This is a genomic window from Streptomyces sp. S6 (genome assembly GCF_054880855.1).
In genome coordinates this window covers 1-26,536 of record NZ_JBTYMC010000073.1, presented here as the reverse complement: position 1 = coordinate 26,536, position 26,536 = coordinate 1, and the positions used below count along the sequence as shown (strand labels likewise).

At 70.4% G+C, this 26,536-nt stretch carries 27 protein-coding genes and 2 pseudogenes; 23 read left to right on the top strand and 6 right to left on the bottom strand.

Features of this window, described 5'->3' with window-relative positions; all coding sequences use genetic code 11:
• Positions 1-137: 137 nt before the first annotated feature.
• Positions 138-623: a GNAT family N-acetyltransferase gene (locus ACVNF4_RS13170; RefSeq protein ID WP_461802952.1), complete on the bottom strand. Its 486-nt coding sequence runs from the start codon at positions 621-623 to the stop codon at positions 138-140.
• Between the two features lie 99 nt (positions 624-722).
• On the opposite strand from ACVNF4_RS13170, the gene ACVNF4_RS13165 reads away from it, so the two are divergent.
• From ACVNF4_RS13165 to ACVNF4_RS13155, 3 genes are all read left to right on the top strand, one after another.
• A complete protein-coding gene (locus tag ACVNF4_RS13165; protein ID WP_461802951.1) occupies positions 723-1,616 on the top strand; it encodes a TIGR01777 family oxidoreductase in 894 nt (297 codons plus the stop codon).
• A gap of 159 nt (positions 1,617-1,775) precedes the next feature.
• Positions 1,776-3,269 carry an NAD(P)/FAD-dependent oxidoreductase gene (locus ACVNF4_RS13160; RefSeq protein WP_461802950.1) on the top strand — a complete coding sequence of 498 codons (1,494 nt, stop codon included), beginning with the start codon at positions 1,776-1,778 and terminating at the stop codon, positions 3,267-3,269.
• 183 nt (positions 3,270-3,452) lie between these two features.
• The gene (locus tag ACVNF4_RS13155) at positions 3,453-4,601 is read left to right on the top strand and encodes a hypothetical protein (protein ID WP_461802949.1); all 1,149 of its coding nucleotides are present in this window, start codon (positions 3,453-3,455) and stop codon (positions 4,599-4,601) included.
• Positions 4,602-4,652: 51 nt separating this feature from the next.
• On the opposite strand, the gene ACVNF4_RS13150 is transcribed toward ACVNF4_RS13155, so the two are convergent.
• The gene (locus ACVNF4_RS13150; RefSeq protein ID WP_461802948.1) at positions 4,653-6,089 is read right to left on the bottom strand and encodes a regulator; all 1,437 of its coding nucleotides are present in this window, start codon (positions 6,087-6,089) and stop codon (positions 4,653-4,655) included.
• Positions 6,090-6,334: 245 nt separating this feature from the next.
• On the opposite strand from ACVNF4_RS13150, the gene lipB reads away from it, so the two are divergent.
• The 4 genes from lipB (at position 6,335) to ACVNF4_RS13130 (ending at position 9,420) form a co-directional block, all read left to right on the top strand.
• On the top strand, positions 6,335-7,120 hold the full coding sequence (lipB, locus tag ACVNF4_RS13145; protein ID WP_461802947.1) for a lipoyl(octanoyl) transferase LipB: 786 nt from the start codon (positions 6,335-6,337) through the stop codon (positions 7,118-7,120).
• Positions 7,121-7,242: 122 nt separating this feature from the next.
• Positions 7,243-8,208 carry a lipoyl synthase gene (gene lipA, locus ACVNF4_RS13140; RefSeq protein ID WP_461802946.1) on the top strand — a complete coding sequence of 322 codons (966 nt, stop codon included), beginning with the start codon at positions 7,243-7,245 and terminating at the stop codon, positions 8,206-8,208.
• A 263-nt stretch (positions 8,209-8,471) separates the two neighbouring features.
• Positions 8,472-8,672, top strand: a complete 201-nt coding sequence (locus tag ACVNF4_RS13135; RefSeq protein WP_461802945.1) for an SCO2195 family GlnR-regulated protein — start codon at positions 8,472-8,474, stop codon at positions 8,670-8,672.
• Between the two features lie 46 nt (positions 8,673-8,718).
• Complete coding sequence (locus ACVNF4_RS13130) at positions 8,719-9,420, top strand: DUF4191 domain-containing protein (RefSeq protein WP_461802944.1); 702 nt, start codon at positions 8,719-8,721, stop codon at positions 9,418-9,420.
• 53 nt (positions 9,421-9,473) lie between these two features.
• Here the strand turns inward: ACVNF4_RS13130 and ACVNF4_RS13125 are convergent, their stop codons facing one another.
• The gene (locus ACVNF4_RS13125; RefSeq protein WP_461802943.1) at positions 9,474-9,941 is read right to left on the bottom strand and encodes an RDD family protein; all 468 of its coding nucleotides are present in this window, start codon (positions 9,939-9,941) and stop codon (positions 9,474-9,476) included.
• 201 nt (positions 9,942-10,142) lie between these two features.
• On the opposite strand from ACVNF4_RS13125, the gene glnA reads away from it, so the two are divergent.
• The 5 genes from glnA to pspAB all read left to right on the top strand — a co-directional run bounded on the left by glnA (position 10,143) and on the right by pspAB (position 14,059).
• Positions 10,143-11,552 carry a type I glutamate--ammonia ligase gene (glnA, locus tag ACVNF4_RS13120; protein ID WP_461802942.1) on the top strand — a complete coding sequence of 470 codons (1,410 nt, stop codon included), beginning with the start codon at positions 10,143-10,145 and terminating at the stop codon, positions 11,550-11,552.
• Between the two features lie 155 nt (positions 11,553-11,707).
• Positions 11,708-12,178 (top strand): nucleoside deaminase, encoded by a 471-nt coding sequence (locus tag ACVNF4_RS13115; protein ID WP_461802941.1) that lies wholly within the window; start codon positions 11,708-11,710, stop codon positions 12,176-12,178.
• Entirely contained in the window at positions 12,171-12,455 is a 285-nt protein-coding gene (locus ACVNF4_RS13110; RefSeq protein WP_461802940.1) for an SCO2583/SCO2584 N-terminal domain-containing protein, read from the top strand. The genes ACVNF4_RS13115 and ACVNF4_RS13110 overlap by 8 nt, the downstream gene beginning before the upstream one ends.
• A 105-nt stretch (positions 12,456-12,560) precedes the next feature.
• Entirely contained in the window at positions 12,561-13,478 is a 918-nt protein-coding gene (gene htpX, locus ACVNF4_RS13105; RefSeq protein ID WP_461802939.1) for a zinc metalloprotease HtpX, read from the top strand.
• Complete coding sequence (gene pspAB, locus ACVNF4_RS13100; protein WP_461802938.1) at positions 13,478-14,059, top strand: PspA-associated protein PspAB; 582 nt, start codon at positions 13,478-13,480, stop codon at positions 14,057-14,059. The genes htpX and pspAB overlap by 1 nt, the downstream gene beginning before the upstream one ends.
• A gap of 96 nt (positions 14,060-14,155) precedes the next feature.
• Here the strand turns inward: pspAB and ACVNF4_RS13095 are convergent, their stop codons facing one another.
• Entirely contained in the window at positions 14,156-14,515 is a 360-nt protein-coding gene (locus ACVNF4_RS13095; RefSeq protein WP_461802937.1) for an arsenate reductase family protein, read from the bottom strand.
• A gap of 162 nt (positions 14,516-14,677) precedes the next feature.
• On the opposite strand from ACVNF4_RS13095, the gene ACVNF4_RS13090 reads away from it, so the two are divergent.
• Positions 14,678-14,941 carry a hypothetical protein gene (locus ACVNF4_RS13090; protein WP_461802936.1) on the top strand — a complete coding sequence of 88 codons (264 nt, stop codon included), beginning with the start codon at positions 14,678-14,680 and terminating at the stop codon, positions 14,939-14,941.
• Between the two features lie 43 nt (positions 14,942-14,984).
• On the opposite strand, the gene ACVNF4_RS13085 is transcribed toward ACVNF4_RS13090, so the two are convergent.
• Positions 14,985-16,592, bottom strand: a complete 1,608-nt coding sequence (locus tag ACVNF4_RS13085) for an alpha/beta fold hydrolase (RefSeq protein WP_461802935.1) — start codon at positions 16,590-16,592, stop codon at positions 14,985-14,987.
• Between the two features lie 60 nt (positions 16,593-16,652).
• On the opposite strand from ACVNF4_RS13085, the gene ACVNF4_RS13080 reads away from it, so the two are divergent.
• The 8 genes and pseudogenes from ACVNF4_RS13080 to ACVNF4_RS13045 all read left to right on the top strand — a co-directional run bounded on the left by ACVNF4_RS13080 (position 16,653) and on the right by ACVNF4_RS13045 (position 25,188).
• On the top strand, positions 16,653-16,886 hold the full coding sequence (locus ACVNF4_RS13080; protein ID WP_461802934.1) for a hypothetical protein: 234 nt from the start codon (positions 16,653-16,655) through the stop codon (positions 16,884-16,886).
• A gap of 237 nt (positions 16,887-17,123) precedes the next feature.
• A complete protein-coding gene (glnII, locus tag ACVNF4_RS13075; protein WP_461802933.1) occupies positions 17,124-18,155 on the top strand; it encodes a glutamine synthetase in 1,032 nt (343 codons plus the stop codon).
• 358 nt (positions 18,156-18,513) lie between these two features.
• A complete protein-coding gene (locus ACVNF4_RS13070; RefSeq protein WP_461802932.1) occupies positions 18,514-19,083 on the top strand; it encodes a winged helix-turn-helix domain-containing protein in 570 nt (189 codons plus the stop codon).
• Between the two features lie 323 nt (positions 19,084-19,406).
• Positions 19,407-20,117, top strand: a pseudogene (locus tag ACVNF4_RS13065) (NAD-dependent epimerase/dehydratase family protein); the annotation flags it as partial.
• Between the two features lie 408 nt (positions 20,118-20,525).
• Positions 20,526-20,831 (top strand): annotated as a pseudogene (locus ACVNF4_RS13060) (reductase); the annotation flags it as partial.
• A gap of 589 nt (positions 20,832-21,420) precedes the next feature.
• On the top strand, positions 21,421-22,743 hold the full coding sequence (locus tag ACVNF4_RS13055; RefSeq protein WP_461802931.1) for a sensor histidine kinase: 1,323 nt from the start codon (positions 21,421-21,423) through the stop codon (positions 22,741-22,743).
• Positions 22,728-23,378, top strand: a complete 651-nt coding sequence (locus tag ACVNF4_RS13050) for a LuxR C-terminal-related transcriptional regulator (protein ID WP_461802930.1) — start codon at positions 22,728-22,730, stop codon at positions 23,376-23,378. Before ACVNF4_RS13055 ends, ACVNF4_RS13050 begins: the two co-directional genes overlap by 16 nt.
• Positions 23,379-23,559: 181 nt before the next feature.
• Positions 23,560-25,188 carry a DUF1996 domain-containing protein gene (locus ACVNF4_RS13045; RefSeq protein WP_461802929.1) on the top strand — a complete coding sequence of 543 codons (1,629 nt, stop codon included), beginning with the start codon at positions 23,560-23,562 and terminating at the stop codon, positions 25,186-25,188.
• A gap of 78 nt (positions 25,189-25,266) precedes the next feature.
• Here the strand turns inward: ACVNF4_RS13045 and ACVNF4_RS13040 are convergent, their stop codons facing one another.
• Positions 25,267-25,689 (bottom strand): hypothetical protein, encoded by a 423-nt coding sequence (locus tag ACVNF4_RS13040; protein WP_461802928.1) that lies wholly within the window; start codon positions 25,687-25,689, stop codon positions 25,267-25,269.
• Between the two features lie 116 nt (positions 25,690-25,805).
• Between ACVNF4_RS13040 and ACVNF4_RS13035 the strand changes: the two genes are divergently transcribed.
• Positions 25,806-26,306 carry a tetratricopeptide repeat protein gene (locus ACVNF4_RS13035; RefSeq protein WP_461802927.1) on the top strand — a complete coding sequence of 167 codons (501 nt, stop codon included), beginning with the start codon at positions 25,806-25,808 and terminating at the stop codon, positions 26,304-26,306.
• 31 nt (positions 26,307-26,337) lie between these two features.
• Positions 26,338-26,536 (top strand): hypothetical protein (locus ACVNF4_RS13030; RefSeq protein ID WP_461802926.1); only part of this gene is annotated, 199 nt, incomplete at its 3' end.

Sequence of the window (26,536 nt, the reverse complement as noted above, 5' to 3'; positions counted from 1 at the left end):
CTCTGGCCGACCGCCATCTCCGCCCTCGAACGCGGAATCCGCCGAGACGACGACCTCGCCCACACCTACCGCAACTGGCTCCAAGCCGCTTGACAGGCAATAGGAGCATCAACGGGGGATCACCGCACGACCGCCGCTCAGAGAGGGCGGCCCATCAGGACGTCGTCCACGTACTCGTCGTCCAGCAGGAACTCCCCCGGCAGCACCCCTTCCACCGCGAACCCCTCCCCCTCGTACAGCTTGCGGGCGGGGGTGTTGTGGCCGAGGACGTGGAGGGTGATGCGGCGGGCGCCGGCTGTGCGGGCGCGGTCGATCGCCGCGCGGACCAGGGCCCGGCCGACGCCGGTTCCTCGGGCCGCTTCGGAGACGGCGAGGCCCTGGATCTGGCGGACGTGGGCGCTGACCTCGAAGAGGGCGGGGGCGAGGCGGAGGTAGCCGACGACGGTGTCGTCGAGGGTGGCGACGAGGTATTCGGCGGGGCGGTGGCGGTCGTCGAAGAAGGGGGCGCCGGGGAGAGGGCGGGACATGACCGCGTGGAGGCGGGACCAGGTGAGGCGGTCCAGTTCCGCGAGGGGGGAGTCGTCGGCGGGGGTGGCGGGGCGGATGTGGAGGGTGGCGGCCATGGGGGCACTGTAGGAGGACGTCCCCGCAAGGCCACCCCGAACATGCTCGATTGAACGTTCAAACGGGAACTTTATGGGGATGCGGGGCAGGATGGGGGCATGAGGCGAATCGCTGTGGCCGGGGCCTCCGGTCTGATCGGGAGTGCGCTGGTTCGGTCCCTGGAGGCCGACGGGTACGAGGTGGCCCGGCTGGTGCGGCGGGCCGCCGCCGGGCCGCTGGAGGTGGCGTGGGAGCCCGAGGCGGGGCGGGTGGACGCGGCGGCGCTTGAGGGCGTGGACGCCGTCGTGAACCTCGCCGGGGCCGGGGTCGGGGACCGGCGGTGGTCGGCGGCGTACAAGAAGGCGATCTGGGACGGGCGGGTCAACGGGACGCGGGCGCTCGCCGAGGCCGTCGCCTCGATGGCCGAGCCGCCTCGGGTCTTCGTCAACGGGAGCGCGATCGGGATCTACGGGGAGACCGGGGACCGGGCCGTCGACGAGAGCGCGCCGGCCGGGTCCGGGTTCCTGCCGGAACTGTGCGTGGAGTGGGAGGGGGCCGCCGCCGCGGCGCAACTCGCCGGTGTGCGGACCGTGTTCGCGCGGACCGGGCTGGTCGTCGCGAAAGGCGGGGGTGCCTGGGGGAAGCTGTTCCCCTTGTTCAGGGCGGGACTTGGCGGGCGGCTCGGGGACGGCCGTCAGTACTGGTCGTACATCGCGCTGCACGACGAGGTCGCCGCGATCCGCCATCTCCTCGAACGGGACGATCTCTCCGGGCCGTTCAACCTCACCGCGCCCGAGCCTCTGACGAACGGTCGGATCACCGACGCCATGGCCCGCGTGCTGCACCGCCCGAAGGTGTTCGCCGTGCCCGCGCCGGTGTTGAAGGCGGTGCTCGGCGAGATGGCCGGGGACGTGCTCGGCAGCGCCCGCGTCCTACCGGGGCGGCTCCTGGAGTCCGGGTTCCGGTTCGCGTTCCCCGGGATCGACGACGCCGTGCGGGCGGCCCTGCGCTGAACTCCCGCCCGGCATGCGACCTGCGTGCGCCCGTGCCCGGTGTGTGCGCGAGCTGACCCTTCGCGGGCGCGGACCTACCCTCAAGCGGAACTCGGGTATCCCTACGCCGAGTTGAGGGCATGACGTCTTCGACTCGACGCAATCCGCGAGGAGGGGCACGTGCTTGAGCCCGCGTACAAGGTCGACGTCGTCATCGTGGGGGCCGGGGTGTCCGGGCTGTCCGCGGCGCAGCGGCTGACCAGCGCAGGACTGTCGGTGACCGTACTGGAGGCCGCCCCGGGGGTCGGGGGGCGGATGGCGACCGAGAAGGTCGACGGGTTCCGTCTGGACCGGATCGGGCAGTTGCTGTCCACGGCGTACCCGGAGCTGGCGATGGCGCCGGGGCTTGAGGGGCTGGTGCTGCGGTCCTTCGCGCCGGGGGTGTTGCTGCACGGGGAGGGGCGGCGGGTGCGGGTCGTGACGCCGGCCGCACCGAAGGGGGCGACTCGGGGTGCCGCCAGGGGGGTTCGGCGGGTTCGGGCGGCCGGTCAGGGGGGCGTGCGGGGGTTCGGTGCGGCAGAGGTCCCGGGTGCGGTGCCGGGGGGTTCCCGGGCGGCTGTCGTAGGGGGCGCGAGGGGCGCATTCGACGTTGTACGCGCCCTGGCGAGCGCCCCTCGGGCGGGGGACGACGCCCTGACCGGCAAGGGGTGGTACGGGGGCCCTCTCGGCTCCGCGATGGACCAGGCACGGTTGCGCGGCGCGCTCTCGCGGCTCGCCTCCGTCCCCGTCGAGCGGCTCCTCGCGCGCACCGAGTCGACCGCCGGGGAGGCGCTCACGGCTCGGGGGCTGCCGGCGCGGACCGTCGACGCGTTCTTGCGTCCGCTGCTGGCGGCGCTGCTGTGCGACCCCGGGCTGACGACGTCCAGCCGGTGTGCGGATCTCGCGTTGCGGGCGTTCGTCGGGGGGCGGCTGTGCGTACCCGAGGGCGGGGCCGACGTCCTGCCCGAGCTCCTCGCCTCGACTCTCCCGACCGGCGTCGTCCGTACGGGAGTTCGCGTCACCTCCGTGTCCACCACCTCCGTGACGACCGCCGAGCACGGGGAGTTCCGGTGCCGGGCCGTCCTCGTCGCGACCGACGCGCGTACGGCCGTGGAGTTGCTGCCGGGGCTGCGGGTGCCGGAGTTCCATCCCGTGACGGTCGTCCACCACACGACGGACGAACTCCCCGACACGGGTGCGGCGTTGCTGCTGGACGCGGAGCGCGGGGGGCCGGTGGCCCACACGGCGGTGATGAGCGCGGTGGACCCCAACAGGGCGCCCGCGGGGCGGGTGTTGATCTCGTCCACCGTCCTCGGCACTCCCCCGCCCGGTCTGGACGACGCCGTCCGCACCCACCTCGCCCGCCTCTACGGCACGTCCACGTCCCGCTGGGAGACGCTGGCCGTCCACCACACCGCCGAGGCGGTCCCCGCGATGCGTCCGCCCCACGACCTGCGCCGCCCCGTCCGCCTCCTCGCCGGCCTCTACGTCTGCGGCGACCACCGCGACACCAGCACCGTCCAGGGCGCCCTGCACTCGGCGCACCGCGCGGCGACGGCGCTGATCGCGGAGCTGGGGGCGGACGGGGCTGCGCAGTTGGCGGATCCGCCGGCGACTGTGCCGAAGGCGGCGTGAGCGAAAAGAGCGCCGGGGAAAGGGAATTCGACCGTCCGGCCCGGGATCTCCGGGCCGGACGGTGGAAAGCCGGACAAGAAATCAACCGACACCATCATGACAGGTCAGCGGGCGATTTCGTAGGACGGACGGCACAGTTGTTTTACCTTGTTCCGGGCATTCCACACCCCCAGAATCTTCCGCATGGCGAACTCCAAGTCGGTTGATCAGGACGCGGTGTTGAGGGCTCGGATGATGTTGCTCGGGTCGGGGCGGCGGAGTCTGCGGGAGGAAGTTCAGGCATATCGGGTGCTGGTTCAGGTGAGCCCGCGGGCTTATCTGGGGAAGCTGGCGACGGCATTGGTGTCGTATTCGTACGCACCGGAGTTCAAGGAACGGCCGGAGATCGTGTTCGCGCTGTGCGGGGAGGCGGTCGAGGCGGCGAGGAAGGTCGAGGCGGAGGACCCTCAGCGGGCCGCGGTGCTGGTGCGGGCACTCGGCGCGTACGAGAGGGAGCTGTTCGCGGCGGGGCGGCGGGAAGAGGGGCTCGCAGCGTGCCGGGAGGCGGCGGAGGCCGGGCCGGAGGGGAGTGCGCGGCTCGGGGTGGTCCTCGCCGAGGAGGGCCGGTACGCGGCGGCGGCCGAGGTCAGCGGGCGTGAACCGGGCGCCTCCGTCTGGGCGTTGGTCCGGCACGCCGGGAACCTGGAGGCGGCGGGGCAGCACGGCGCCGCGTCCGAGACGGTCCGGCGGCTCGTGGACGGCCGGCGGCGTGCGCTGGCCGCGCGCGAGGGGTCGTCGGCGTCGGTCCTGTGGGCGCTCGTGCAGCACTCCCGGATGGCCGGGACCACCGCAGCGGGCGCCGTGCGTGCCGAAGCCCTCGGTCTCCTCAAGGAGTTGGCCGTGGGCGGTGAGCGCGGGGGCTGGAGCGACGCGGTGCCGTTCTGGAAGACGCTCCTCGCTCTGTCGGCGCGCTCCCTGGAGCCCGGCGGCTTCCCGGCGCCCGCGTTCGGTGCGGACGTCGCCCTGTGGTCCCCCGACGTCCGCCGCGCCTGGTTCGCCGGGCTGGACGGACTGGAGCGGGAGGCGGCCGACCCGGACGCCGGACCGCGGCAACTCCGCGTCGTCCAGCACCGTCTGACGGTCCGTTCGGCGCTGTTCCACGAGAACCGGACGCTGCGGATGGAGCAGGCCCTCCGGCCCCTGTTCGACCGGTCGGTGGAGCTGGCGCGGGAGCCCGGCGACGGGGAGTGGCTCGCCCGGACGCTGACCGACCGGGCGATGTTCCTCGTGGTGGTGCGCCGGTACCGGGAGGCGTACGAGGACTACCGGGAGGCGGTCGAGCTGCTCAACTGACCGCCTGTACCGGCCCCTTGCTCCCGGCGAGCCCAAGGGGCCGGTGCCGCCTCAGCCCAGTGCCGCCACCTTCTCCCGGTAGCCCCGGACGGCCGCCGCGTCCTTGTAGGGCTCAAGGCGCCGCTCGAACTCCCGCACGTACTCCAGCGCGCGGGCGGACCGCATCTCCGAGGCCTGGCTCGCCGCTTCGGCCGCGTGGCGGCACGCCTGGTCGAGTTCGCCGAGGGAGAGGCGGGCGGTGGCGAGGACGACGCGGCAGAAGAGGCGGCTGCGGGCCTGGGTGGCGGGGCGCAGGTGGAGGGAGCGTTCGGCGTGCTGGGCCGCCGCGCGGAACTGGTGGAGGTCGCGGTGGCAGTGCGCGAACTCGTCGGCGAGCTGGGCGTCGTCGAAGAACCGTGCCCAGTACGGGACTTCCTCCGCGCCGGTGTGCTTCGACGCCTCCAGGGCGCGTTCCGCGCGGACCAACGAGGTGGTGCAGGCGCGGACTTCGCCCAGGACGCCGTGGCCTCGCGCCTCGACCGCGTGGAGCAGCGCCTGGACCGTCGGGGCCGCCGCCGTGCCCACCCCCTGCTGGGCGACGCGGGCCAGTTGGACCGCCTCGCGGCCGTGGCCCAGGTACACCGCCTGGCGGCTCATCGTGACGAGGACGTACGCCCCGTACGCGCGGTCCCCGGCCGCCTGGGAGAGGCGCAGCGCCTGGACGAAGTAGCGCTGGGCCAGGCCGTGCGCGGCGATGTCGTACGACGTCCAGCCGGCGAGCCGCGTGAGGTCGGCCGCCGCCGCGAAGAGGCGTCGGCCGGTCTGTTCGCCGTAGACGCCCCGGAGCATGGGCTCGCACTCGTGCTCCAGGTAGCGCACGAGGGCCTGGCGGGCGTGGCCGCCGCCGTACCTGCTGTCGAGGGCGCGGAACAGCTCCCCCACCGAGCGCAGGGCGGAGATGTCGCCGCCGGTGACCCGGAGGCCGCGTTCGCCCTGGGCGCGCTGGCGGGGGACGGACGGGTGGGCCTGGGCGGGGATGCGGGGGTTGGGTTCGGCGCGGGCGACGCGTTCGTCGGCGCGGCCGATGAGCCAGTCGCGGCTGGGGACGACGAGGCCCGCCGGGGTGAAGGCGATCTTGCGGAGTTCGGCGTGGCTGCCGGAGTCCTTGCGCCACAGGCCGCTGACGATGTCGACGGCCTCCTCGGGGGTGCCGGCGAACTCCAGGCCCGCGTACACGGGGGCGCAGGCGTCGAGGCCGAGGTCCTGGGCGGTCAGGCGGCGGCCGAGGCGGCGGGTGAAGACCTCGGCGATCAGGGCCGGCGTCGTCCCCCTGGGCTGCTGGCCGCGCAGCCAGCGGGTGACGGACGTCTTGTCGTATCTGAGGTCCAGGCCGTGTTCGAGCCCGAGCTGATCGACCCGGCGGGCCAGTCCTGCGTTGGAGAACCCCGCTTCTGCGATGAGCGCGGCGAGCTGGCGGTTGGGGGTGCGCGGCGCGGGTCGGTCCGTCATCTGCGGTGCGGTCTCCTGCCTCCCGGGCATCTGACGTGCCCGGATGAAGTGCCCGGATTGCCTGTGAGCAGCCCAGTTGGCCTCGTGAACGGCGCGAATGTAGCGGAGCGTGAGCATGCGGTCGCACTATCCCGGGTCCATTCATCCGATCGTGTGAGGATTGACCGTCGGGCTGACGTCGGCGGGGCAGTCGTACAGTGGCGTGGAGGCGTTTCGTGCCTTACCACGTCGAGGAGGCGTTTGCCGTGAGTGAACTGCGGTTCGTCCGTATGGGGACCGTCGAGTACCAGGCGGCCTGGGACGAGCAACGCCGGGTCCACGCGGCACGCTTCGCCGACGAGGTACCGGATACCGTGCTGCTCCTTGAACATCCCCCCGTGTACACGGCCGGGCGGCGGACGGTCGACAGCGAGCGGCCGCTCGACGGGACGCCGGTCGTCGACGTCGACCGGGGCGGGAAGATCACCTGGCACGGGCCCGGCCAGATCGTCGGGTACCCGATCCAGAAGCTCCCCCGTCCCGTGGACGTCGTCGCGCACGTGCGGCGGATCGAGGACGCGCTGATCCGGGTCTGCGCCGAGTTCGGGGTGGAGACCAGCCGGGTCGAGGGGCGCAGCGGGGTGTGGGTGCTGGGCGACCCCGTCGAGCAGCGGCCGTCGATCGGCGGGCTCTCCCTCGACTTCGACCCCCGGCTCACCGACGAGGAGTTCGACCCCCGGATGAACGGGCCCGAGTACGCGCCGTCCAACGCGGGGCAGCGGCGGGAGGACCGGAAGATCGCCGCGATCGGGATCCGGGTGGCGAAGGGGGTCACGATGCACGGCTTCGCGTTCAACGTGAACCCCGACAACAAGTGGTACGACCGGATCATCCCGTGCGGGATCCGGGACGCGGGGGTGGCGTCGCTCGCCGAGGAGTTGGGGCGGGACGTGACGGTCGAGGAGGTGTTGCCGGTGGTGGAGCGGCATCTCGGGGACGTCATGGCGCACGCCGAACTCAAGCCGCGTGAGATCGAGCCCACAGCGGTCTGAACGGGGGAATGCGCCTGCGGGTGGCCGGGTTGGCCTGAGCGTAGGGCCCGGTAATCACGGGCGTACGCTGGTGTACGCCGAAGAATCGAAGACCTTTTAAGCAAACGAACAGGGAGCCGGTCGTGTCCGCAGTCGCACCCGACGGACGCAAGATGTTGCGCCTGGAGGTCCGGAATGCCCAGACCCCCATCGAGCGCAAGCCCGAGTGGATCAAGACCCGGGCGAAAATGGGTCCCGAGTACACGAAGATGCAGGGCCTCGTGAAGAGCGAGGGGCTGCACACGGTGTGCCAGGAGGCCGGCTGCCCCAACATCTACGAGTGCTGGGAGGACCGGGAGGCGACGTTCCTCATCGGTGGCGACCAGTGCACCCGGCGCTGCGACTTCTGCCAGATCGACACCGGCAAGCCGGAGGCGCTGGACCGGGACGAGCCTCGCCGGGTCGGCGAGTCCGTCGTCACGATGGACCTGAACTACGCCACGATCACCGGCGTCGCGCGTGACGACCTGGAGGACGGCGGGGCGTGGCTGTACGCGGAGACCGTGCGGCAGATCCACGAGCAGACGGCGTCCCGCGCGGAGGGCCGGACGAAGGTCGAGCTGCTGGCGCCGGACTTCAACGCCGTCCCGGAGCTGCTCGACGAGGTCTTCGCGTCCCGTCCGGAGGTCTTCGCGCACAACGTCGAGACCGTGCCGCGGATCTTCAAGCGCATCCGGCCGGGTTTCCGGTACGACCGTTCCCTGAAGGTGATCACGGCCGCCCGCGACTACGGCCTGGTCACCAAGTCGAACCTGATCCTCGGGATGGGTGAGACGCGCGAGGAGATCACGGACGCGCTCCGGCAGATGCACGACGCCGGGTGCGAGCTGGTGACGATCACGCAGTACCTGCGGCCGTCCGTGCGCCACCACCCCGTCGAGCGGTGGGTCAAGCCGCACGAGTTCGTGGAGCTCAAGGAGGAGGCCGAGCAGATCGGTTTCTCCGGGGTGATGTCGGGGCCGCTGGTGCGGTCGTCGTACCGTGCGGGGCGGCTGTACCAGATGGCCGTCGAGAAGCGGGGCGACTTCGTGGCCAGCCAGGCCGTCTGACCGGGCCGCCTGATCGGGCCGCCTGATCGGGCCGTGTGAATTCACGCACAAGGAGCTACCGGCCAGTAATGGCCGAGACGACGCGGCCCCGGCTGTTTCCGCAGTTCACGCGGATGCCGGGGCCGCGTTGAAAGTTTTCGGGGCCGCACCAAGGTTTCATGGGCGTTTGACCGGTCGGTCACGCCCTGGTAACACCAATCAGTGACGCTGAAGTCACATCACGTAGGCCCATACCCAAAGCCTTTCCGAGGGGGGACCTCCACATGCAGGCCGCACCCGTCCGCGCCACCGCCATCCCGACGTTCACCGACGCCCTGCGCGCCGTCGAGTCGCTGCTGCTGAGCAGCGGCCAGCGCACCGCCCGCCGCAACGCGTGGACCTCCGTCCTGGAGGACCGCCGCCGCGCCAAGGACCGGGTCGAGGCCGAGCGCGTCCTCGAAGCGGTCAGCTCCGTGGCCCCCTGACCTTCCCGGGGGAGTCCGCCCCGCAGGGGCCACGTAGACTTCCGGTATGGCGAGAAGTGACAGCGCGGCAGCGTCCGCGAACCCCGGGCGACTGAAGCAGATCGCCCTGACGTACAAGATGACCCGTAAGGCCGACAAGACGATCGGCCTGGTGCTCGCGGGCGTCTTCCTCCTCATCTTCGGTGTCTTTCTCGCGATCGGCTTCCTGATCGACCACCCGGTCTACCTCGGGATCCTCGGCTTCCTGCTCGCCTTCCTCGGGACGGCGATCGTGTTCGGCCGCCGCGCCGAGCGGGCCGCGTTCGGCCAGATGGAGGGCCAGCCCGGCGCCGCCGCCGCCGTCCTCGACAACATCGGCCGAGGCTGGACGACGACCCCCGCCGTCGCGATGAACCGCAGCCAGGACGTCGTCCACCGCGCGGTCGGCAAGGCCGGCATCGTCCTGATCGCCGAGGGCAACCCGAACCGGGTCAAGACGCTCCTCGCGGCGGAGAAGAAGAAGATGAACCGCATCGTCGCGGACGTCCCCGTGCACGACGTGATCGTCGGCGTCGGCGAGGGCCAGATCGCGCTGAAGAAGCTGCGGACGACGCTCCTGAAGTACCCGCGTGTCCTGACCGGCCCGCAGGTGACGGCGACGAACGACCGGCTCAAGGCGATGGGCGACCTGATGTCGAACATGCCGCTGCCGAAGGGGCCGATGCCGAAGGGCATGAAGCTCCCGAAGGGCGGGCCGAAGGGCCGTTGATTCCGGACGACGAAGGGGGCGCCCAAGATCATGGGCGCCCCCTTCGGTCTGTCCTAGACGCGTACCTCGACGGTATGAGCCAACCGGTCGTGCAGCCCCCGCCCGTCCTTGTCCCACACCAGCGCCGGGATCGCGAGGCACAGGAGGACCGTGCGCAGGAGGGCGCGCAGGGGGTTGACCGTGCCGGTGGGGAGGTGGAGGACGCGGATGCCGAAGAGACGCTTGCCCGGGGTGAAGCCGAGTGTCGTCACCGTGAGGGCGCCGAGTACGAAGAAGACCAGCAGGGCCCAGTTGCCGGTGGCGGGCGAGTAGCCGTCCGTGATGAGGCCGTATGCGATCAAGACGCTGAGGCCCCAGTCGACGGCGAGGGCGCCGAGGCGGCGGCCCGGACGGGCCAGCGAGTTCGGGCCCTCCTCGGGAAGACCGAGGTCACGGCCCCGGTAGCCGAAGTCGACACCGGCTTCCTCCAGGGCCGCGCGGGGTCCCGAGAGCCATGATCCGAGTGCTTGCCTTTTGTCCACCCGTCCACGGTACTGGGCACGCCGGGCGAAGCCGACAGGTGGGGTGGGGCGGGCGAGATCCGGTTAACTTCAGCGAAACAAATGGGTCACGCCCGAGAAATCACCCGTCCCTAGGGTCGGGACGAGCGTGTGCCACCGCACTGGCCGCACGAACGAACTACCACCCCGGCTCGGGAAACAGCCGGGAGTAGGAGGAGCTGGATGTCCCAGAACGCCGACGACATCAAGAAGCTGATCGCGGACGAGAAGGTTCAGTTCGTCGATGTCCGCTTCTGCGACCTGCCGGGCGTGATGCAGCACTTCACCGTGCCCGTCGGTGCGTTCGACCCGGACGAGGAGCTGGCGTTCGACGGCTCGTCGATCCGTGGGTTCCAGGCGATCCACGAGTCGGACATGGCACTGCGCGCGGACCTGGACACGGCGAAGATCGACCCGTTCCGCCGTGACAAGACGCTCAACATCAACTTCTTCATCCACGACCCGATCACGGGTGAGCAGTACTCCCGTGACCCGCGGAACGTCGCGAAGAAGGCGGAGGCGTACCTCGCGTCGACCGGTATCGCGGACACCGCGTACTTCGGTCCCGAGGCCGAGTTCTACGTCTTCGACTCGGTGCGGTTCTCCACCGCCGCGAACGAGAGCTTCTACCACATCGACTCCGAGGCGGGCGCCTGGAACACCGGTGCGGTCGAGAACAACCGCGGGTACAAGGTCCGCTACAAGGGCGGGTACTTCCCGGTCGCCCCGGTGGACCACTTCGCCGACCTGCGTGCGGAGATCTCCCTGGAGCTGGAGAAGTCCGGCCTCCAGGTCGAGCGCCAGCACCACGAGGTGGGCACCGCCGGCCAGGCGGAGATCAACTACAAGTTCAACACGCTGCTCGCCGCGGCCGACGACCTCCAGCTCTTCAAGTACATCGTGAAGAACGTGGCGTGGCGCAACGGCAAGACCGCGACGTTCATGCCGAAGCCGATCTTCGGTGACAACGGTTCGGGCATGCACGTCCACCAATCGCTGTGGGCGAACGGCGACCCGCTGTTCTACGACGAGGCCGGTTACGCGGGCCTGTCGGACACCGCCCGTTACTACATCGGCGGCATCCTCAAGCACGCCCCGTCGCTGCTCGCCTTCACCAACCCGACGGTGAACTCGTACCACCGTCTGGTCCCGGGCTTCGAGGCGCCGATCAACCTGGTGTACTCGCAGCGCAACCGCTCCGCCGCGATGCGTATCCCGATCACCGGGTCCAACCCGAAGGCCAAGCGCGTCGAGTTCCGTGCGCCCGACTCCTCCGGCAACCCGTACCTCGCCTTCTCCGCCCTGCTCCTCGCGGGCCTCGACGGCATCAAGAACAAGATCGAGCCGGCCGAGCCGATCGACAAGGACCTCTACGAGCTGGCCCCCGAGGAGCACGCGGGCGTCGCCCAGGTCCCGACCTCCCTGGGCGCCGTCCTCGACGCCCTTGAGTCGGACCACGAGTTCCTCCTCGCCGGCGACGTCTTCACGTCCGACCTCATCGAGACGTGGATCGACTTCAAGCGCACGAACGAGATCGCGCCGCTCCAGCTGCGTCCGCACCCGCACGAGTTCGAGCTGTACTACGACGTGTGATCGACGCCCTTCGGGATGATCACGAGGAAGGCCGTCGACCGCCGCCCCCGAGGCGCGGTCGGCGGCCTTCGCCGTACCCGCCTCACAGCTGCTGCCGTCCCTCTCTCCAGCGTTGCCCATTGAGCACAAATGAGCCAAAGACCACAATGGCCGACATGGATCTGACCACAGCACGTGCTCTGCTTCCCGTCGCGGTCCAAGAGGCGCGTGCCGGGCTCGCGGAGGGGGGAATTCCCATCGGGGCCGCGTTGTACGGGGCGGACGGCACGCTGTTGGGGCGGGGGCGGAATCGGCGGGTGCAGGACGGGGATCCGTCGTTGCATGCGGAGACGGCGGCGTTTCGGGCGGCGGGGAGGCAGAAGGGGTATCGGGGGACGACGATGGTGACGACGTTGTCGCCCTGTTGGTACTGCAGTGGGCTGGTGCGGCAGTTCGGGATCTCGCGGGTGGTGATCGGGGAGGCGGAGACGTTCCACGGCGGACATGAGTGGCTGGCCGGGCACGGGGTGGAGATCGTGCTGCTGGACGACCCCGAGTGCACGGAGATGATGCGGGACTTCATCGCGGCCGAACCCGCACTGTGGTTCGAGGACATCGGGGAGTCGTATCGTGGAACGCATGGCTGAGAAGGACGAAGAGGAGCGGGAGTTCGATCTTCGGTGGGCCGACGGGGCCGCGCACAAGGAGCCGTCGGCTCGGGCGCGGATGCTGGCGGCGAAGTGGCGGGAGGAGCCGCCGGAGGCGGTGCCGTTCCGGGGGGAGCCGGTGGGGCGCGGGCGGAGGTTCCGGATGCCCAGGGTGCCGCTCGGGGCCGGGTCGCCGTGGCGGTCCGTGGTGCTGGTGTTCGGGATCGTCGCGCTGTTGATCGTCGTACTGGGGTACAGCGGGTTCCAGGGGGTGTAGGGCCGGCAGCCTTTGCCTTGAGCGGGGCTGTTCAGGGCCTGTTCATGGGGTGGTCACGCGCACACTGGGCGGTAGGGGCGAGTGCCTGACTGCGGGGTGATGCAGATGCGGAGCCGTTTCCGGAGCGACCGGCAGCTGACCGTGCGGATGACGGTCACGATGTTTCTGCTGGGGTTGCTGTACGTGGGGTTCGTCGCCGCCCTGATCGTGCTGATGAAGTCGTGGGTGCTCGTCGTGCTGGTCGTGGCCGTGATGCTCGGCGCGCAGTACTGGTTCTCGGCGCGGATAGCGCTGTTCGCGATGCACGGCAAGGTCGTGGAGCGCGAGGAGTACCCCGAGCTGCACGCGGTCGTGGACCGGCTGTGCGCGCTCGCGGACATGCCGAAGCCCGTCGTCGCCGTCTCCGACCTGGCCATGCCGAACGCGTTCGCGACGGGCCGCAACGCCGACAACGCGGTGGTGTGCGTGACGACGGGGCTGCTGGACCGGCTGGAGCCGGCGGAGCTGGAGGGCGTGCTGGCGCACGAGCTGTCGCACGTGGCGCACAAGGACGTCGCGGTGATCACGATCGCCTCGTTCCTGGGCGTGATCGCGGGCCTCATCGTCCGGTTCGCGCTGTACTCGCAGATGTTCGGCGGCCGGGACCGCAAGGACCAGAACACGATCGCGGTGTTCGCGGCGGTCCTCGGCGTCTCCATGGCCGTCTACGCGCTCAGCTTCCTGCTGATCCGCGCCCTGTCCCGGTACCGGGAGCTGGCGGCGGACCGCGCCGCCGCCCTGCTGACCGGCCGCCCCTCGGCGCTGGCGGCGGCCCTGACGAAGGTGGACGGCGACATAGCCCGCATCCCCTCGAAGGACCTGCGGACGGCGCAGGCGTTCAGCGCGTTCTACTTCACCCCGGCGCTCGGCGCCGAGCCGGGCCTCGCCCGGTACTTCTCCACCCACCCGACCCTGGACCAGAGGCTGGAGCAACTCGGCAGGATCTCCGCCGAGTTGGGCGAGCCCGTAGGAAAGACTGACTGATGGGGCTGCTGGACATCCTGCTGGGCCGGACGAAACCGGTCGCACCCGACCTGGACCAGCTCTTCGCGCTGCCCTCGGCGGCGATCACCCTGGAGGCGGCGGCAGGTCTCACCCCGACCGGCGTCGGCGCGGTGTGCTTCGCGACGGTCGAGGGCTCGGCGTTCGACCAGACACACCGCGAGGTGCAGGCCCTCCTGGACGCCGACACCGACCGCACCGGCCCCCCGGTCGAGCTGACCCGCGACACGTACGGCTACTCCTGGCTCGTCTCCCGCCGCTCCCAGGGCGACCTGTCCGCCCTCGTCAACGACCTGCACGCGGTGAACAGTTCGATGGAGGTCAACGGCTTCGGTCCGCAACTCCTGTGTTCCCTCGCCGGGTTCACGGACGGCACCGGGCGAAGACTGTCCCTGGTGTACCTGTACAAGCGGGGCACCTTCTATCCGTTCGCCCCGCTGGGCAACTCCCAACGCCGGGACAACGCACTGGAGTTGCAGGTCAAGGCGGCGCTCGTGAACGACCTGAAGATGGAGCAGGACCTCAGCCGGTGGTTTCCGGTGTGGGGTGCGCCGGGGGTGTAGCGGCAACCCGGGTCCCGTCGCACGTGGCCGCGGGCGACGGGACCTATGCGGTTGTGTTCGCCGTCAGGTACGGATGTCCCGCGCGGATCGCTCAGTTCAGCCCTTCAGTGTCCCCCGCACCGCGTCCTCCGTCCGCGCCACCACCGCCGTCCCGTCGTCGGCGGTGATGATGGGCCGCTGGATCAGCTTCGGGTGCGCGGCGAGGGCGGCGATCCAGCGGGCGCGGGACGCCTCGTCGCGCGGCCACTCCTTCAGGCCCAGCTCCTTCGCGTCGGCCTCCTGGGTGCGGACGATGTCCCACGGCTCCAGGCCGAGCTGGCCGAGGACGGCGCTGATCTCGTCCTCGCTCGGGACGTCCTCCAGGTAGCGGCGGACGGTGTACTCGGCGCCCTCCGCGTCGAGGATCGTGAGGGCGCTGCGGCACTTGGAACAGGCGGGGTTGATCCAGATCTCCATGCCGCCAACGGTAGCGCCGAACGCTCCCGTGAGCCCCCTGAAAGGGCCTTTGATCAGGGGCGATTGTCAGTGGTGGGCAGTAGAATAGAAGCAGTGTTCGAGGGTGTCGCCGGGGGATCGGACGCTTCCCGGCGGTGTCCTGACCGCAACAGGAGGCTGCCTGTGTCCACTGTCCTGTTCGACCTGCCGTACGCCCCCGTCGAGAAGCACCCGCTGCCCGCCGGGCGCCCGCGTGAGTGGTACATCTCGCACAACCGCCGCCTCAAGGCCATGCGCCTCGCCATCGCCCTCCTCGACTCGGGCGTCTTCGTCCCGAACCAGGCCCGCAACGAGAGGATCCGCTCCACGGCCGAGCGCATCGGCATCCACCCGCCGTCGGACACGACGTGCCACATGGTGCGGGCGCTGATGCGGTACTCGCGGTAACGGTCCCGTTCTCAGGGCCGGGCGCCTGGCGCCCGGCCCTTTCTCATGCGTACGTCGCCAACAGGCCGCGTACGTACGCCTCCAGCCGCTCCCCCAGCAGTTCGGGCGTCAGGTCGGTGCGGCCCGACTCCCGCCAGGGTGCGGCGAGCCGGCTCGCGTCGGCCGCGTAGGCGAGGCAGTCGAGGAGGCGCCAGTAGAGGTGGTCGGCGCCGTCGGCCAACCGCCGTCCGCCGTGGGCCTCGTAGCGTGCGCGGAACCCGAGTCCGGCCTCGGCGCCGTGCAGCAGGGCCAGCGCGGTCGAGCAGTGGGCGACGTCCAGATCGGCCGGACCCCAGGACGTCTCGACCCAGTCGACGACGCCGCTGACCCTCAACTCCTCCCCCTCGCCCAGGAAGAGGACGTTCCCGGGGTGGAAGTCCCGGTGCAGGAAGCAGCCTTCGTACGGCGGGGGGTCGCGGCGGATGACGTCCACCGCGCGCTCCCACAACTCCCCCTCCGGGACACGTACTCGGTCGGCGGAGGTCCATGCCTGGTAGTCGCGGGGGCGTTCGGCGGGGGTCACGGCGTGGATGTCGGCGAGGAGTCGGGCCAGGAGGTCCAGTCGGCGGTCGGCGCCCTCGTCCTCGAAGCGGACCCGCCCGGGGAGGAGGGACATCGCGAGGGAGGGGTGGTCGCAGTGGTCGGCGTCGGCGTCGACACCGATCAACCGGGCGGCGGGGATGGCGGGTTGGTCCGCGAGGAGGGTGAGGATCCGCGCCTCGCGGGTGAGGAGGCCGGGGGCGTGGCGGCGGAAGAAGGGCTTCACGAAGGTGCGGAGGACGACGTCGGAGTCGTCGAGCGTGACGCGGCGCATCCGGGAGGTCCAGCCGCCTTTCAGCGCCGTCGACTTGATGACGGACTTGTCCGTCTGCTTGGCCAGCCACTCCCAGGTGGCCGTCCAGCCATGACCGGTGAGGAGCGCCTCGACCAATTCTCGCCGTGCCTGCGGGTGATCTCGGTACCAGATGCCCAACTGGTGGTCCGCGCCGTCCAGTTCGACCCTGCTGTACTGGGCGTTCGCCGTGAGGGCGTCCTCGATGGCCTCCGTGACCTCCTGGGGGATCACGTCGTCCGTCTCCGGTACGAGGAGGAGGGCGCGGCCGGGGTAGGTGCGCAGGGTGTCCAGGGCGGGTGAGGTGCGCCAGGAACCCGGGGTGCGGATGATCCGCGTGAAGTCGCCTTCGGCGAAAGGCTCGTCCCACGCGTCGGCGGCGTAGACGGCGGGGGCGCCGAGGCCGATCGCGGTCACCCTGTCGCCGTAGTGGGCGACGAGGTCGGCGACCGTCTGGCCGCTCATGCTGAAGCCGACGAGGATCAGGGGGCCGTCGTCGGGGACGTACGCGTCGATCACGCCCACCGCCTGCTCGAAGCGGCGTCTCAGGGTCAACTCCCCGAGTTCGCCGGTGCTTTCGCCGTGGCCGGAGAAGTCGAAGGCCAGGGCCCGGCAGCCGTGGGCCGTGAACTCCTCGGCCAGCGGCAGGAGTCGGGCCTTGCTGCCGCGTCCGGCGCCGTGCAGGAGGACGGCCGTGGTGGTGGCGGTCGACGGTCCGCCGTGCACGCCGCTCAGGAGGGCGCCGTCGGCGTCGTACGAGAAGGAAGTCAGCGTGGGCATGGGTTCATTGATACATCTCCGAGGAGGGGGAACCCGGGTACGGGTCGGGAGGAGGCCGTCATGGGAATCGTCGCGCTCGCGGGGATCGTCGTCCTGGTGGTGCTCGGGTTCGGGAATCATGTGTGGTGGCTCGCGGCGGTCGCGCTGTATCTGCTGGTGAGGCGGCCTTCGGGGGCGGTGGAGAGCGGGCGGGAGGGCCGTCCGGCGTCCTACCAGGCGTACCGGGAGCGGCGGGACCGGCAGGCTCGGTGGGAGCGGAGGTACCGGCGGGAGCGGGGGCGGAGGTGGTTCTGAGGGCCCTCGCATCGCATACGAGACGTCGTACGGACGGCCGTGCGCAGCCGTGGACACCCCGTCGCACCTCACCGCGTGAATCGCGCCACAACACCCCCAGGTAACACGGGGTTCACATACGGGCAATGGTCGGGAAATCGCCTGTTGACAGGGTGCCGGTATTCGACACGGCGCCCCAGTGCAGTAGCGCCACCGCACCCGCAAGTGCGCCAGGACATACCCCGAAGGATGTGGCCCGTGACCTTCAAGGCTGAGTACATCTGGATCGACGGCACCGAGCCGACGGCCAAGCTGCGTTCCAAGACGAAGATCGTCACGGACGCGTTCGGCGGGCTCGGCACGCTGCCGATCTGGGGCTTCGACGGGTCGTCCACGAACCAGGCCGAGGGTCACGCGTCCGACCGGGTGCTCAAGCCGGTCTTCACCTGTCCGGACCCGATCCGCGGGGGCGACGACATCCTCGTCCTGTGCGAGGTCCTGGACATCGACATGACCCCGCACGCGTCCAACACGCGTGCCGCGCTGGTCGAGGTCGAGACGCGGTTCGCCGCACAGGAGCCGATCTTCGGGATCGAGCAGGAGTACACGTTCTTCAAGGACGGCTACCCCCTCGGCTTCCCCCGCGGCGGCTTCCCGGCTCCGCAGGGCGGCTACTACTGCGGTGTCGGCGCGGACGAGATCTTCGGCCGTGACGTCGTCGAGGCGCACCTGGAGAACTGCCTCAAGGCCGGTCTCGGGATCTCCGGCATCAACGCCGAAGTCATGCCGGGCCAGTGGGAGTTCCAGGTCGGCCCGCTCTCCCCGAGCGTCGTCGCCGACCAGCTGTGGATCGCGCGGTGGCTGCTCTACCGCACCGCCGAGGACTTCGGGGTCTCCGCGACGCTGGACCCGAAGCCGGTGAAGGGCGACTGGAACGGCGCGGGTGCGCACACCAACTTCTCCACGAAGGCGATGCGCGAGGGGTACGACGCGATCATCACCGCGTGCGAGTCGCTGGGCGAGGGCTCGAAGCCGCTGGACCACGTCAAGAACTACGGCGCGGGCATCGACGACCGGCTGACCGGTCTGCACGAGACCGCTCCGTGGAACGAGTACTCGTACGGCGTCTCCGACCGCGGCGCGTCCGTGCGGATCCCGTGGCAGGTCGAGAAGGACGGCAAGGGGTACATCGAGGACCGCCGTCCGAACGCGAACGTCGACCCGTACGTGGTGACGCGTCTGCTGGTGGACACGTGCTGCTCGGCGCTGGAGAAGGCCGGCCAGGTCTGATCCGTCTCTCTCCCAGTGGGGCGCTCCTGTGACAGGGGCGCCCTTCTCGCGTTGCCTGCTTGTCCATTCTGTGAGAGAAGGGTCCTGTGACGGGCCGGTGTCTGCTTCAATGTGAGCATGGCCAGCTTCCAGAAGTGCGATGCGACGGGTCGCCATGACCTTGAGCCGTTCTGGCCCTCCCGTCAGCATCACGACTTCGATCGGGTGTGTTGTCGCGCGGTGAACGCGCCGGCCCTCTAAAGCCGTACATCCCGGTCTTCGGCCGGCGCGAACAGGTACGTCCCTCGGCGGGGCCCGACCACGAATCGGGGCCGTCGGTCCTCCTGACGAACTTCTCGCGCGAAAGAGCTGACGTCTCATGGCGACCACCACCACTCGTTCCCTGACCTCCTTCACCGCGCCCGCTCCCGCCCCTTCGCCCCGGCATCGGCTGCGGGCCGTCGACCGCGACGAGGTCGTGGAGATCGCGGACTTCCTTCCGCCGGGGGCCACTTGGCTGCCGGCGCCCGCGCACACGCTGCCGTCCCTTCCCGGGCAGCCGCCCATGATCGGGTACCTGGTCCTCGTCCCGGCGGATCAGCAGCCGCCGTTCCTGCCGGTGGGGGTGGCGGGGGCGGGAGTTGGTGCCGACTCGGGTGCCGACTCCGTCGTCCGCATCGACTCCGTCCAGCGGACCGCCTCCGTCGACGGTGCCGAACTCGATCTGACCTACCTGGAGTTCGAACTCCTCGCGCATCTCGTCGCGCATCCCAACCGGGTGCACACCCGCGATCAGCTCGTCACCACCGTGTGGGGGTACGGGCATGTGGGTGACGGGCGGACCGTCGATGTCCATGTCGCCCGGCTGCGGCGGAAGTTGGGGGTTCGGCGGCAGGCGATCCAGACGGTTCGGAGGGTGGGGTACAAGTACACGCCGCCGGTTGGGTGAGGTGAAGTGAGGGGGCTCGGCCGGGCTTTGGGGTTGGGGGCGGCCGAGTCGTCACTTTGGTGGAGTCCTGGACGCCGGTCCCGCGGTTGTCCCTTGGGGGACGATGACGACGGTCGTGCGTGCCCCCGCGGCGATGAGGGCCGGACTTATCTCGTATCGAGGGTCCGGTCGCCGACGACCGACAGTGCTGCCGGGTCGGTGAGCAGGGACGGAAGCGACTGGGGCGTGTGGTCACCCTGCCCAGCCACAGGCAGTGGGCTGTTCGATCTGCTGTCGGCAGAGTCGGGTTCCGTTCCGGGTCGGGGGCGGGCAGGGTCGGGGGTATGAGACTTCTTGTGCTGGGTGGGACGCAGTTCGTGGGGCGGGCCGTCGTGGAGGCGGCTGTGGGTCGGGGGTGGGAGGTGACTGTTTTCAACCGGGGGTCCGGTGAAGCCGTGCCTGGGGTGCGGGCGCTCGTGGGGGACCGGACTGTCGAAGGGGGGTTGTCCGCGTTGGAGCGCGGAGAGTGGGATGCCGTCGTCGACACATGGGCTCGGGAGCCGAAAGCTGTGCAAGCGGCTGCTCGGCTGTTGCGGGGGCGGGTGGGGCGGTACGTGTATGTGTCCAGCCTGTCCGTGTACGCGTGGGCGCCGGACGCCGGGTTCGACGAGAGCGCGGCTGTCGTCGAGGGGGCTCGGAGTGACGCGGGGCGGACGGATTACGCGCGGGACAAGCGGGGTGGGGAACTCGCCGTGCTGGAGTCCTTCGGGGCGGAGCGTTCCGTGTTCGCGCGGGCCGGGTTGATTCTCGGGCCGCACGAGAATGTGGGGCGGCTGCCGTGGTGGTTGGCTCGGATCGCCCGGGGTGGGGCCGTACTCGCTCCTGGGCCACGGGAGTTGACCTTCCAGTACATCGACGCGCGGGATCTGGCGGGGTGGGTGCTGGGGGCGATCGAGCGGGGGGTGAGCGGGCCGGTGAACCTCGTCTGTCCTCGGGGGCACGCGAGTATGGGGGAGCTTTTGGAGGCTTGCGTTGCTGTGACGGGGGTGGGGGCGGGGGCCGGGACGAGTACGGGTGCGGGTGCGGGGGCCGGTGTAGGGGCAGGTGCAGGTGCGGGGGCCGGGACGAGTACGGGAGCAAGAGCCGATGCAGGCGCAGGCCCAGCGGCCGGTACGAGTGCGGGTGCAGAGGCCGACGCAGGCGTGGGTGCAGCGGCAGATGCGGGTACGGGAGCAAGGGCCGGTACAGCGGCGGGTACGAGGGCCGGGACGAGTACGGGAGCAAGGGCCGGTGCAGGCGCAGAGGCGGGTGCGGGAGCAAGAGCCGGTACAGCAGCGAGTGCGGAGGCCGGGACGAGTACGGGAGCAAGGGCCGGTGCAGGCGCAGAGGCCGGTGCGAGTGCAGGTGCAGGGGTCGGTGCAGGCGCAGACGCAGCGGCGGATGCGGGGGCTTTGGGTCGCTCCCCCGCCGAGCTTCGCTGGACGGATCCCGAGACGATCCTCGCGGCCGGGATCCAGCCCTGGACCGAGCTTCCCGTCTGGGTTCCGCCGGGGTCCGACATGCACGATGCCCTTCACTCCGCCGATGTCTCCCTCGCGTTGAGCACCGGGTTGGTCTGCCGGCCTGTGCGGGAGACGGTCGCCGATACGTGGACGTGGTTGCGGTCCCTCGGCGGGGAGGTGCCTCGGCGTCCGGATCTCACGATCGGGGTGGAACCTGAGGTGGAGGAGCGGGTGTTGAAGGGCGAGGGGGGATCGGGGGGTAGCTGAAGGGCTGCGTTTCCGGGTCCCGGGCGGACGGTGCCCAGCGGGGGCGTCGGCTGTGGGGTCCCGGTCGGCTCGGCAGGGCCAGGTGTTGCTGGCGGTGGGGGGCGTCCCGGGGGGTGGAGCGGCGGGGTGGAGAGGTCGGTGCGGCGGGGGTGGGGCGGAGCCCGGTCCGTCGTCCTGCTGTGGTGTGTGATCCGTGCGGGCGCGGCCACCAGGTCAACGCCTCCGCTCCTGCACGCGCGCGATTGGACGACGGAATCCCGGCCGGGCAACTCCGTCACCACACCCTCGCGTGCACACACCCGAGCCCAGCCGCCCCATCGCCACCAGCCTCACCGGCCCAACGCCCCGTCCTGGCACGGCCCGTCGAGTCGCGGTCGCGGTCAGCGGCAGGCAGGCCCCGGGCCCAGGCCGACACGATCGTCGGCCCGGCGGTATCGGGCGCCCGCGCTCAGCCTCACAGCGTCACCGCACCCGCCCCACGACGACACGGCCTCCACTCCGCCCGCCCCCGCAGGTGTACCTGGCACCACCCCCACCCTCGGGCCCTCGGCCCAGTGACCGAGCTCGGGTCAGTCGGGAGACTGGGTGCATGGACATGAAGAGGTTCGGGAGTCGGGTGTGGAGCGCGTCGGTGGCGGCGGCGCGGGGGCTGGGGATCGCGGTGTCGGGGCTGCCGGCCAATGTCGTCTGCCTGGTCTGCACGCTGGTGTCGCTGGCGCTGCTGCCGATCGGGGTCGGCTTTCTGACGACGCCGGTCGTGCTGGGCGTGGTGCGGCGGTACGCGGGGTGGCGGCGGGGGCTCGCGTGGGAGTGGGGTGGGGTGCGGATACCCGCCGTGTACAAGGAGGTTCCGAAGGGGACGGGGCCGTTCCGGCGGACGTGGATCATGCTCGGGGATCCGCAGACCTGGCGGGACGTACGGTGGCTGCCCACAGACCTGCTGCCGGGATTCATCACCGCCCTGCTGCCCGCCGTCCTGCTGGGGAAGGGAGTCGAGGGCCTCGCGCTGCCGCTCGGTCTGTGGAAGGCGTACATGGCGACGCAGGGCACGACTTGGTATGCGTTCGTGCCGGTGTCCGGCCAGGGCTCGGCGTTCCTCGCGGCGCTGCTGGCCGTGGGGTTCCTGGTCCTGGCGTACCGGCACAACCCGGCCATCCTCGACTTCCACTTCCGGTTCACGAGGACCGTGTTGGGGGCGGACCACGAGGAACTCACCGCGAGAGTACGCGTGCTGACGGACACGAGGAGGGACGCGGTGGACACCTCCGCCGCTGAACTGCGCCGTATCGAGAGGGACTTGCACGACGGCGCGCAGGCGAGGCTCGTGGTGATGAGCATGGACCTGGGCACGATCGAGGCGCTGATGGAGCACGACCCGGCGAAGGCGAAGGCGCTCCTCGCACAGGCCAGGCACAACTCGGCGGAGGCGCTGGAGGAGTTGCGGGACCTGGTGCGGGGGATCCATCCGCCGGTGCTGGCGGAGCGCGGACTCGGGGACGCCGTAAGGGCGTTGGCGCTGCGGCTGCCGTTGCCGGTGGAGGTGGCGGTGGAACTCGGCGGGCGGGCGGAGGCGCCCGTCGAGTCGGCGGCGTACTTCGCGGTGAGCGAGTTGCTGACGAACGCGGTGAAGCACGCGGGCGCGGACCGGATCTGGGTCGACATGCGCCACACGGACGGCTCGCTCCGGGTCTCCGTGACGGACAACGGCCGGGGCGGCGCGACCATAGGTGCGGCCGTGAACGGCGTCACGGACAGGGCCGTCGGCAAGGACACCGGAGCGGACACCCCCGCAGGCTCCGGCCTCGCCGGAGTGGAACGGCGGCTGGGTACATTTGACGGTGTCCTCGCCGTCAGCTCCCCCGCGGGCGGCCCCACGACGGCCACGCTGGAGATCCCGTGCGCGTTGTCCTAGCCGAAGACCTGTTCCTGCTGAGGGACGGCCTCGTGCGCATGCTGGAGGCGTTCGGCTTCGAGATCGCGGCGGCGGTGGAGTCCGGCCCGGAACTGGAGCGGGCGCTGCGGGAGTTGAAGCCGGACGTGGCGGTGGTGGACGTCCGGCTGCCGCCGACGCTGACGGACGAGGGGTTGCAGTGTGCGCTGCGGGCGAGGCAAGAGCGGCCGGGTTTCCCGGTGTTGGTGCTCTCGCAGCACGTGGAGCAGTTGTACGCCCGGGAGTTGCTGGCGGACGGCACCGGCGGGGTCGGCTATCTGCTGAAGGACCGGGTGTCCGACGCGGAGCAGTTCGTGGACGCGGTCCGCCGGGTCGCGGCCGGCGGTACGGCGATGGACCCTCAGGTGATCCGGCAACTGCTGGCCCGGCGCGGGGAGGACCGGCTGCCCGCGCGGCTGACGCCGAGGGAGCTGGAGGTGCTGGAGCTGATGGCGCAGGGCCGGTCGAACGCGGCGATCGCCGGGAAGCTCTTCGTGACCGAGCGGGCTGTGGCGAAGCACACAGCGAACATCTTCGCCAAACTCGGCCTGGAGGTCTCCGACGACGACAACCGCAGGGTACTGGCGGTGCTGGCGTTTCTGGACCGAGATCGATGACCGAGGCAACTCGGGCCGCTTGTGGGGATGTTGGGGGAATAGCCCCCTTAGGCGCTCCACGAATCTCTCAGGTTTTTCCGAGACGGCTGAACACCTCTGAGCCGACGTGCGTAATGAACGACGCAGCTTCACTCCTGTCGGGCGCCTCGATGCTGCCCCGCAAGGAAGTCAGAGGAGTTCCATGGGACGCAACACACGTAAACGCCGTTCGTCGATGGCCAACAAGGCCATAGCCGCGTCGGCGGCCCTAGCGCTCGGTGGGGGCGGGCTGATCTGGGCAAACTTCTACGCCTCGGCTCACGAGTCCTCGAACGGCTCGGGCCAGAACGAGGTCAAGGCCGCCAGCGCCCAGATCGCCACCATCGCCTGCCCGGACATCGGCCAGAAGCTGACGAACGTGCCGCAGGCCGCGCGACAGGGCGTCGACCGGGAGTTGGCGCTGCTGGACAAGCAGATCACCGAGGCCTACGCCCGGCTCGCCTCCTCCAGGCAGGCCCAGGCACAGGACCCCGGGTTCGTGCAGAACGCGATCACGGGGCCGCTGAAGGAGAAGCGCGCCGCGACGATCGACCGTATCCGGATCAACATCCAGCGGGCGGGCGGGCAGTTCAACAACCAGCTCAGCCAGCTCGCGGCGTGCACGCCGCAGGCCGCCAACAACGCTCAGACCAACGCCGGGCAGAACAACGGCAACAACGGTCAGAACAACGGCGGCGGTAAGAACAACAACGGCGGCCAGAACAACGGTGGCCAGAACAATGGTCAGAACAACGGCCAGAACGGCAACAACGGTCAGAACGGCCAGAACGGCAACGGCCAGAACAACAACGGCGGCCAGAACAACGGCGGTCAGCAGGCCGGTGGCGGCGGTCAGGGCGGCAACGGCCCGGTGGCCGCGGACTTCGTGGACATCACGAAGGCCGGCGGCAACGCCAACCTCGGTGTCGGCAACAACGGCCTCGCCGCGAACGGCAACAGCGGCTCGCGTGGTTCCTTCACCACCCGGTGCGGCACCAACCAGAACCGCAACCACAACACGGACAACGTGATCGTGGCTCCCGGTGTCGCCAACGGCGCCCACCACCTGCACGACTACGTCGGCAACCAGTCGAACGACGCCTTCGCGAGCGACCAGGAGCTGGCGAACGCGCAGACCAGCTGCCAGAACCAGGGCGACAAGTCGTCCTACTTCTGGCCGGTCATGCGCATCCAGGACGGCACCAAGGACTTCGACCAGAACAACGACGGCGGCGGCAAGGAAGGCAACGTCGGCAAGATCGTCCTGCCGTCGCAGGCCCAGCTGAAGTTCGTCGGCAACAAGGCGGGCAACGTCGTCGCCATGCCGACCGCGCTGCGCATCATCACCGGTGACGCGAAGGCGTTCGTCAACGGCAACGCCAACGCCAACGTCAACTGGTCCTGCACCGGCTTCGAGAACAAGGTGCAGCTGAAGGACAAGTACCCGATCTGCCCGCAGGGCAGCCAGGTGGTGCGTACGTCCAACTTCCAGAGCTGCTGGGACGGCAAGAACATCGACTCCGCCAACCACCGTACGCACGTGGCCTTCGTCCAGGGCAACGGTCAGTGCGCCAACGGCTTCAAGGCGATCCCCCAGCTCCAGGTCCGGCTCGTCTACAACCTGCCCCGTCCGCAGATCCAGAACGGCCAGGTGAAGAACGCTTTCGCGGTGGACTCCTTCCCGGAGAACCTGCACAAGCCGATCACCGACCACAACGACTTCATCAACTTCTTCTCGAAGAACACGATGAACCAGGTCGTCGGTTGCATCAACAGCGGCCGCAACTGCTAGTCACGCGGGCCTAGTTCAACCACAAGAGAGCCGGCGGTGGGAATTCCCACCGCCGGCTCTCTTGTGTGATCAAGAAGGTCAATGGCCGCCCTCGTGCACCGTGTGGTCGGTGCCCTCCTCGATCTCCCCGCCGAGGGTCTTGCGCAGGGTCGTCACCGTGCTGGTCTCCTGCCCCACCGCGATCCACTTGCGGCCGACGAGGTAGTGACCGCCGTAGTCCTTCGCGCCGTTGATCCACTCCCGCTGGCCGCGGTCGGTGGCGAAGGTGAGCAGGATGAACTTGCCGGCGGCGGTCTTGCAGATCGCCTGGCGCAGTTCGTCCGCGTCGGTCTGTATGTTCGGCTTGCACTTGACCTGCGCGGCGAGCTGTTCGAGGCTGCCGGTCGCGGCCACGGGCACGGCGTCCGCGGCGGCCTTCTTGTCGTCCCCCCCGCCACAGCCCGCCAGCGTCAGCGCCGTGACGGCGGCCAGGGCCGCGAGCGTCGGTCGGGTCAGCTTCATCTGTCCAGTTCCTCCCTGAGAGACCTTCCCCTCGATACGGACACCGGCGCACGTTCCACTCAACCGGACACCTATTCCGGTAGTGCCGGTAACCCGCGCGTGCCATCGTGATCTTCATGACCGAAGACTGGGAAGAGCGTATGGCCGCCGCCTGGGCGAGCTTCGACGAGTACACCGAGGACCAGGCCGCCGACTTCCGGGCCGTGATCGCCGGCCTCACCGCCGAGTTGCCGGACGACAGCCCCGTCGCCCCCTTCGAGCAGGCCTGCGCCTGGGACTCGACGGGCCACTCCGGCAAGGCCGTTGCCCTGTACGAGGAGGCGCTCGCCCGGGGTCTCGACGGGTACCGGGGCCGTCGTACGAGGATCCAGCTGGCGAGTTCTCTGCGCAACGTCGGCCGGGCCGAGGACGGCGTGAAGCTGCTGACGCCCGAACTGGACGCCCCGTCCGACGAGTTGGACGACGCCGTGCGGGCCTGCCTCGCGCTGTGCCTGTCGAGCCTGGACCGGGACCGGGAGGGCCTCGCGCTGGTGCTGGAGGCGCTGGCGGGCCATCTCCCGCGCTATCGGCGGTCGATGACCGACTACGCGCGGGCGCTGGTCAACCCGCGGGAGTAACCCGCACGCCGTCTTGCTCGTTCTCCCGGACGTGCAGTCACAGGATGTCGCCCAGCGCCCCGCCTCCCGCTCCCCCCGTTCCGGTTCCGCCGGCCCCGCTCTCGACGTGGAGCAGGCCGAGGCCGCGCTGGTCGAGCACTGTCCGCGCCCCGCCCGGCTCGCGTACGTGGTGCTGCCGCCGGCGCTGCCGCGGGGCCGCCGGGTCCTGACCGCGCACGCCCTCGTCCAGC